7 protein-coding genes are annotated in these 7411 nt (G+C 71.8%); 5 read left to right on the forward strand and 2 right to left on the reverse strand.

Annotation, left to right across the window (positions count from 1 at the left end):
- Positions 1-9: 9 nt before the first annotated feature.
- The 3 genes from IE182_RS24880 (at position 10) to htpX (ending at position 4151) form a co-directional block, all read left to right on the forward strand.
- The gene (locus IE182_RS24880; protein WP_190112165.1) at positions 10-1590 is read left to right on the forward strand and encodes a complex I subunit 4 family protein; all 1581 of its coding nucleotides are present in this window, start codon (positions 10-12) and stop codon (positions 1588-1590) included.
- Positions 1590-3140: an NADH-quinone oxidoreductase subunit N gene (locus IE182_RS24885; protein WP_190112149.1), complete on the forward strand. Its 1551-nt coding sequence runs from the start codon at positions 1590-1592 to the stop codon at positions 3138-3140. The genes IE182_RS24880 and IE182_RS24885 overlap by 1 nt, the downstream gene beginning before the upstream one ends.
- 144 nt (positions 3141-3284) lie before the next feature.
- A complete protein-coding gene (htpX, locus tag IE182_RS24890) occupies positions 3285-4151 on the forward strand; it encodes a zinc metalloprotease HtpX (RefSeq protein WP_190112150.1) in 867 nt (288 codons plus the stop codon).
- 120 nt (positions 4152-4271) lie between these two features.
- On the opposite strand, the gene IE182_RS24895 is transcribed toward htpX, so the two are convergent.
- Both IE182_RS24895 and IE182_RS24900 read right to left on the reverse strand, forming a co-directional pair.
- Complete coding sequence (locus IE182_RS24895) at positions 4272-4511, reverse strand: hypothetical protein (protein WP_190112151.1); 240 nt, start codon at positions 4509-4511, stop codon at positions 4272-4274.
- Positions 4512-4625: 114 nt separating this feature from the next.
- Positions 4626-5060 (reverse strand): MarR family winged helix-turn-helix transcriptional regulator, encoded by a 435-nt coding sequence (locus tag IE182_RS24900; RefSeq protein ID WP_229845083.1) that lies wholly within the window; start codon positions 5058-5060, stop codon positions 4626-4628.
- A 192-nt stretch (positions 5061-5252) separates the two neighbouring features.
- Here IE182_RS24900 and IE182_RS24905 point away from each other — a divergent pair, with 192 nt between their 5' ends.
- The gene (locus tag IE182_RS24905; RefSeq protein WP_190112152.1) at positions 5253-5645 is read left to right on the forward strand and encodes a YccF domain-containing protein; all 393 of its coding nucleotides are present in this window, start codon (positions 5253-5255) and stop codon (positions 5643-5645) included.
- A gap of 437 nt (positions 5646-6082) precedes the next feature.
- Positions 6083-7258, forward strand: coding sequence for an MFS transporter (locus IE182_RS24910; RefSeq protein ID WP_190112153.1), 1176 nt, complete (start codon positions 6083-6085; stop codon positions 7256-7258).
- Positions 7259-7411: the final 153 nt, after the last annotated feature.

The following is a 7411-nucleotide window of genomic DNA, read 5'->3' on the forward strand; positions in this document are numbered from 1 at the left end:
CATACCGTCATGCAGATCCTCCTCGCTGCGATCGTCGTCGTCCCCCTCGTCGGAGCCGTCGCCGCCCTGCTCCCGGCCCCGCCCGGCCTGAAGGGCAAGAGCCCCGAGCAGGCCGTGCTCCGGCACGGCGTCACCGTCACGGGCGCCGTGCTCGCCCTGTCCGTCGCCCTCGCCGCCGGCTTCGACCACGACCAGCCGGCACGCATGCAGGCGACCACCGACATCAGCTGGATCCCCGCCCTCGGCATCCGGATCCACCTCGGCGTGGACGGCGTCTCGCTCCCCCTCCTCGTCCTGACCGCGCTGCTGACCTTCCTCTGCGCGCTGTACAGCTACCACCGCATGCCCGCGGGCCCGTCCCCGAAGGCATTCGTCGCGCTGATCCTCGTCCTGGAGTCCGGCACCCTCGCGACCTTCGCCGTCCTCGACCTGATGCTGTTCTTCCTGGCGTTCGAGATGGTGCTCGTCCCGATGTACTTCCTCATCGCCCGCTGGGGCGGTGAGGGCCGTGAGCGCGCCGCGTGGCGCTTCATCCTCTACACGCTGCTCGGCTCCGTCGTGATGCTGCTCGGCCTCCTCCTCATCGGCATCAAGGGCGGCACGTTCGACATGGTGGCACTCGCCACTGACAACGGGTCGTCGCTCAGTCACACCACGCAGCTCATCGCCGTTCTGGCCATCGGCGTGGGGCTGGCCGTCAAGGCCCCGATGTGGCCCCTGCACAGCTGGCTGCCCGACGCCCACACCGCCGCCCCGACCGTCGGCTCGGTGCTCCTGGCGGGCGTGCTGCTGAAGATGGGCACGTACGGATTCGTCCGCATCGTCCTGCCGATCACGCCGGACGGTGCACACACCTTCGCGCCCTACCTCGCCGCCTTCGCGGCCGTCGGCATCGTCTACGGCTCCCTGGTCTGCCTCGCCCTCGCCCGCAGCGGCGCCAAGGGCGACCTCAAGCGCCTGATCGCCTACTCGTCCGTCGGCCACATGGGCTTCGTGCTCCTGGGCATCGCCACCCTCACCCCCACCGGGGTCAACGGCGCGCTCTTCGCCAACATCGCCCACGGCCTGATCACCGGCCTCCTGTTCTTCCTCGTCGGCGCCATCAAGGACCGCTACGGCACCAGCGACCTCGACAGCCTCTCCGGCACCACCGGCGCGGCGCTCTACGGCCGGGCCCCGCGCCTCGGCGGGCTCCTCGCCTTCGGCGCCGTCGCCTCCCTGGGACTGCCCGGCCTCGCCGGGTTCTGGGGCGAGATGCTCGCGATGTTCGCCTCGTTCCGCCCCGCCGACGGCCTCAGCCGCCCCGCGTTCCTCACGTTCATGGCCCTGGCCGGTCTCGGAACGCTGCTGACGGCCGCCTACCTGCTCGTCGTCGTGCGCCGGGTGTGCATGGGCGGCGACGGCGACGGGGACGGCGTGACGCCCGCCACCGCCCCCTCCGGGCCCGGCCCGTTCGCCGACGTCCAAAGCTACGAGTTCGCCGCCTGGACCCCCCTCGTCGTCCTCACCGTCCTCGCCGGACTCTGGCCCGCGGCCCTCCTCGGCCTCACCGACCCGGCCGTTCAGCAGCTCCTCGCAGGAGGCAAGTGATGGGCTCCCTGGTCCAGTCCGTCGACTGGCTCGCCATCGCCCCGCCCACCGTCGCGGCCGTCGTGGCCCTGGTGATCCTGGTGGCCGACCTCTTCCTCCCCGAGAACCGCAAGCCGGTGCTCGGGTGGCTCGCCGTGGCCGGCCTCGCCCTGGCCGCGCTGAGCCTGCTGCCGCTGCTGGACGGCGACCGCTCCACCTTCTGCCTGACGGCCACGGACGCCGGCGACGCCTGCAGCTACACGGCGGACCACTTCACGCTCGTCATCCAGCTCCTGGTGCTCGGCGGTGCCCTGCTCACGGCGCTTGTGTCCGTTCACGCGATCGCCGATCTCAAACTCCCCGCGGGCGAATTCTGGTTCCTGCTGCTGTCCTCCGCGGCCGGCGCCGCCCTGCTGCCCGCCTCCCGCGACCTCGCCACGCTCGTCGTGGCCCTCGAAGTGGCCTCGCTGCCCGCCTTCGCCCTCGTCGGCCTGCGGCGCGGCGACGCGCGCTCCGCCGAGGCGGCGCTGAAGTTCTTCCTCTCCTCGGTCACCGCGACCGCGGTCACCCTCCTCGGCATCAGCTTCGTCTACGCGGCCACCGGCACCCTGCACCTGACCCAGGTCGCCGACGGCCTCGCCGACGTCGACCCGCGCCTGGCCGTCCTCGCCCGGGCCGGCGTCGCCCTGACCCTGGTGGGCTTCGCCTTCAAGACCGCGGCCGCCCCCTTCCACTTCTGGGTGCCCGACACCTACGTGGGCGCACCGCTGCCCGTCGCCGCCTACCTGTCGGTCATCGGCAAGGCCGTCGGCTTCACCGGCCTCATCCTCGTGACCGTCGTCGCCTTCCCCACGTACTCCGACGTGTGGGCCCCCGCCCTCGCCGTCCTCGCCGCACTCACCATGACCGCGGGCAACGTCGCCGCGCTCCGCCAGCGCCCGGAGCGCCGGCACAGCGCCGTACGCCTGCTGGCCTGGTCCTCCGTCGGCCAGGCGGGCTACCTCCTCGTCCCGATCGCCGCCGCCGGCTACGCCGACGGGCCCGGCAACGCCATCGGCTCCACCGTCGCGTACGCCCTGATGTACGCCGCCGTGAACCTCGGCGCCTTCGCGGTCGCCGCCCTCGTCGCCCGTACGAGCCCGGACAACCGCATCACCGACTACCGCGGCCTCTACCACCGCAGCCCGCTCGCCGCCCTCGCCCTCGGCTTCTTCCTGCTCTGCCTGGCGGGCCTGCCGCCGGGCATCATCGGCCTCTTCGCCAAGGTCACGGTCTTCTCGGCCGCGGTCGACGCGGGGCTGGGCTGGCTGGCGGTCGTCATGGCCCTCAACGTCGTGATCGCGCTGTACTACTACCTGCAGTGGACGGCGGTCCTCTTCCGCCGCGCAGAGGACGCCGAGGGCGCGGAAGGCGCGGAGGCGGCCGCCGAGGGCGGCGGGCGCGCCGTGCAGCCGCGGCTGCACGTCCCCGCGCCCCTCACCGCGGCCATCGCCCTGGCCGCCGCCCTGGGCGTGGTCCTCTCCGGCGCCCCGCAACTGGTCCTGCGCTTCGCCTCGCAGGCGCTGCTGTAGCCGCCCGCCGGAGCTGCGTCACCCGAATGGCGCGGCTCCGGTCCGCGTGCACAAGGGAACTAGCGGCCCTCGTCTGGCGTTGACCAGTTCGAAAGGTTCCACTGGTTCAAGGGTTCCCCTGCTGCACCATTTGGAGGGCGTACCGTGCACCGCCGGCACAACGGGCTCAGGACAGCCGTGCTCCTCGGGGGCCTGTCCGCGCTCATCATCGTCATCGGCAGCCTGTTCGGGCGTACGGGCCTGATCATCGCGGTCCTGGTGGCGCTCGGCACCAACGCCTACGCCTACTGGAACAGCGACAAGCTCGCCCTGCGGGCGATGCGGGCCCGGCCGGTCAGCGAGTTCGAGGCTCCCCAGCTCTACCGCATGGTCCGCGAGCTCTCCACCGCCGCCCGCCAGCCCATGCCCCGCCTGTACATCTCCCCGACGGAGGCCCCCAACGCCTTCGCCACGGGCCGCAACCCGCGCAACGCCGCCGTCTGCTGCACCGAGGGCATCCTGCGCCTGCTCGACGAGCGCGAGCTGCGCGGCGTCATCGGCCACGAGCTCAGCCACGTCTACAACCGCGACATCCTCATCTCGTCGGTGGCGGGCGCGCTCGCCTCGGTGGTGATGTTCCTCGTGAACTTCGCCTGGCTGATCCCGGTCGGCCGTTCCGACGACGACGAGGGCCCCGGCATCATCGGCATGATCATGGTGATGATCCTCGGTCCCGTGGCGGCCTCCCTCATCCAGCTGGCCGTCAGCCGCTCCCGCGAGTACGAGGCCGATGCCTCCGGCGCCCGCCTCACCGGCGACCCCCTCGCCCTCGCCTCCGCCCTGCGCAAGCTGGAGGCCGGTACGCAGCGGCTGCCGCTGCCGCCGGAGCCGCGGCTGGAGACGGCGAGCCACATGATGATCGCGAACCCGTTCCGGGCGGGGGCGGGCATGTCCAAGCTCTTCTCCACGCACCCGCCGATGGGGGAGCGCATCAGCCGCCTGGAGCAGATGGCGGGCGACCGCACCCTCTGACCGCCCTCTGCCCCCCTCCGACTGGCAGCAACGTCTGCTCGCCGGCGCCCGGCCCCTGCCCGGCGCGCCGGCGCCGGGCAGCGGCCGGGCGTGAGGCCGTCGTGCGGGGCCGCTGCCGGGTCACGTGTTGATGGGCTGCCCGTTGTACTTTCCGCCCTCGCAGACCACCTTGAGCGCGGGGGACAGGGCGCCCCCCTGCGGATCGAGGTCGACGCGGGGGATGCCGCCGCCGTCGATGCAGGTCTGGATGTCGATGTCCTTCGGTGCCGCCGCGCGGGCGGTGCCGGTCACGGCCGGGGTGAGTGCCAGCGCCGCGGCCATGACGGCCACGGCACCGCGGGTCGTTCGGTGTGCGCGCATGGGAGCTCCTCGTCCCTAGTCGTCGTCCCAGCCGGAAGGGCTGGACCACCCACCTTGACCACACGGGAGGCCGCACCGCGCGCGGTGGTGCGCCGTCCGGGCGAGGGGCCCGTCTCAGCCGTCGCTGCGGATGGCCTGGACGCAGCGCGCCAGCAGGGCGCGCAGGCTGTCGCGCTCCTCGTCGGTGAATGCGTCGGCCAGCCGGCGCTCGATCCGTACCGCCTGCCGGTCGGCCAGCTCGACGGCCTGCCGCCCGGCGTCGGTCAGCCGGGTCTCCAGCATCTTCTGGTGCCAGGGGTGCGCCGACCGCTCGATGAGGCCGCGTCCCTCCAGGTTCCTGAGGACGGCCGTCATGGCCTGCGGGGTGACCAGACAGGCGCGGGCCAGCGCCGCGGCGGACATGCCCGGATTCTGTGCGAGGGCCAGCAGGGCCGCGTACTGGGCGACCGTCAGGTCGGCTGCCTTGACCGCGCCGCTCTTGGCGGACATGAGGGCGTGCTCGGCGCGCTTGATGTCCAGGCCGAGCCGACTATCAGGAGGCATGTCCATGGGGGGGACCCTACCGTCCGAACACCCGTCGCCCCGGGCCCGCCGGGACACCCGCCCAGGGCCGTCGCACACCACCCCGAGCGCTCCCTTAGGGGCTGGATCAGGGTTCCCACCAGCACGGGCGCGCAACCGCCGATCAAGGCTCCGGCGTCTCAGTGGTCGGAGAACCGGTCACGTGGGAGGCTAATCATCATGAGGTTCATCCTGAACATTGTCTGGCTGGTCCTCTGCGGGCTGTGGATGGCGCTCGGCTATGTGGTGGCCGGCATCGTCTGCTGCATCCTGATCGTCACGATCCCCTTCGGCATCGCGTCGTTCCGCATCGCTTCGTACGCCCTGTGGCCCTTCGGCCGGACGACGGTCGAACGCCGCGACGCAGGCGCCGGCTCGCTGATCGGCAACGTCATCTGGATCGTCTTCGCGGGCTGGTGGCTGGCGCTCGGTCACATCATCACGGGCGTCGCGCTGTGCGTGACGATCATCGGAATCCCGCTGGGCATCGCCAACTTCAAGCTGATCCCGGTCTCGTTGATGCCGCTCGGTCGCGAAATCGTCCCGACGGACCGGCCGTTCGCCACGCGCTGACCACAGGAAGGGCACAACGCACGAGGCCGGGAACGGGAGTTCCCGGCCTCGTGCGTCGTGGGCCCCGGCCGGAGCCGGGTGCTGCGGCGCGTGCCTAGCGGTAGTTGAGCGAACCGCTCGATTGATCGTCTGACCTGCGTTGATCCGAGAAAAGCCCGGATGACGTGCGAAAACTACCCTCAGTAGTTGCCGCCGTTTTCCGGGGTCTTCCTGGTTCTTGTGCCCTGAGTGTGCCCGCGGGGCACAGGGGGTGACCCCTCGTTCCTGCCCTGCGACATCGGTCGTAGGGCAGAGCCGATCTGTGTCGCGCGGACCCTGCCGCATTCGTGTGAGGTGTCGGAGATCGGCGGGCCCGGTGCGCCCGGAGGGGCCTAGGGTGGGCGCCGGTTCCACCGGGGCGAGCGCTTCCGGTCCCTACGCCCCGGCTCGGAGGGCACGTGAGTTACCTGCGGCTGCTCCGGCAGCGGCCCGTACTGGTGCTGTGGCTCGCACAGAGCCTGTCCGTGCTCGGGGATCGGCTGTACGCCCTCGCGGTGATGTGGGTCGTCTACGCCGCGACCGGCTCGGCGTCGCTCATGGGGCTGGTCGCGGTCGTCGAGTCGCTGCCGTACGTCGTGCTCGGCACCGCCGGACGCCATGCGGTCGCACGGTTCTCGACGTTCGGGCGGCTGGCGTGTGTCGACGCGGCCCGGGCGCTGGTCGCGGTCGCGTTGCCGTTCCTGTGGTCACCGGACGTGCAGGGCGTGGCGTTTCTACTCGTCGGGGTGTTGCTGCTCGGCACTCTGGGAGCGTTGTTCGATCCGAACCTCGGCGCGCTGGTTCCAGATCTCGTCGAGCCCGCGCGGGTACAACAGGTCACAGGACTGTTCGACCTCACGGGGCGCATTGCCCGGATCGCGGGTCCGGCGAGTATCGGTCTGCTGCTGCTCGTCGTATCCGAGGTGCAGCTCTTCGCGCTGAACGGGGTGACGTTCGCGGTATCCGCGGTGGCGCTCGGCTGGCTGGCGCGGCGGTACGCCATGGCGGCCGGGGGTGATGGGGCGGAGCGGTCCGGCGGGGCGCGGCCGGCGGTCCGAGCCTGGCCGACGGTTCGCGCGCACCCCCGCGTCGGCCTCGCGATCGGGCTGCACGGTGTTGCGCTGTTCTGCTCGGCCGTGACGGCTGTCGGCATGCCGGCACTGCTCGCCACCCGGTACGGCGCTGGGGCGGCCGTCTACGGGCTTGTGACCGCTGCTGTGGGCGTCGGGGCACTGCTGGGCAACCCTCTTGCCAGCAATCGGCGCCCAAGCGGCTGGATGGGCGTGTACTGCGCGGCGTGGGTGGTGCAAGGCGTAGCAACGGCGTGCATGGGGCTGGTGCTGAGTCTGCCCATGCTGGTGCTGCTCGCCGGCGTGACCGGTCTGGTCACCCCCGCTACAAGCGTCACCTTGCGGGCGCGCCTCGGCGCATTTGCCCCTGCCGAGCGCCTGCAGGTGCCAGCCGACGCCGGTACGGAAGCCGCTTTCTCCGAGCGGGCTCGGCCCGGCGAACCGGGGCGCAGCGGCACGAGTATTCACGATTCGGTGTCCTCTCCCGCCTCAGCCGCAGCTGAAGCGACGGCGAGTGTGCGGTGATGTCGTGCCCACCCCCGCCGGCATACGGACCAGAGGGGTCGGTCGAGGGAAGCGCGGGGACGGAGCCAAGAGCGGGCTAGGGCGTGTCCGATGGCTCTTTGATGAGATCGCGGAGCCAGATCACGATGGCTGCGGTGGTCAGCGTGCCGTGGA

It is taken from the genome of Streptomyces cinnamoneus, from assembly GCF_014650495.1.
Classification (GTDB): Bacteria; Actinomycetota; Actinomycetes; order Streptomycetales; family Streptomycetaceae; genus Streptomyces; species Streptomyces cinnamoneus.

Bases quoted from the DNA above. Each gene is read 5' to 3' on its own strand.
- IE182_RS24880 (WP_190112165.1), top strand. From the start codon at position 10: ATGCAGATCCTCCTCGCTGCGATCGTCGTCGTCCCCCTCGTCGGAGCC.
- IE182_RS24885 (WP_190112149.1), top strand. From the start codon at position 1,590: ATGGGCTCCCTGGTCCAGTCCGTCGACTGGCTCGCCATCGCCCCGCCC.
- IE182_RS24895 (WP_190112151.1), bottom strand. From the start codon at position 4,511: ATGCGCGCACACCGAACGACCCGCGGTGCCGTGGCCGTCATGGCCGCG.
- IE182_RS24900 (WP_229845083.1), bottom strand. From the start codon at position 5,060: ATGGACATGCCTCCTGATAGTCGGCTCGGCCTGGACATCAAGCGCGCC.
- IE182_RS24905 (WP_190112152.1), top strand. From the start codon at position 5,253: ATGAGGTTCATCCTGAACATTGTCTGGCTGGTCCTCTGCGGGCTGTGG.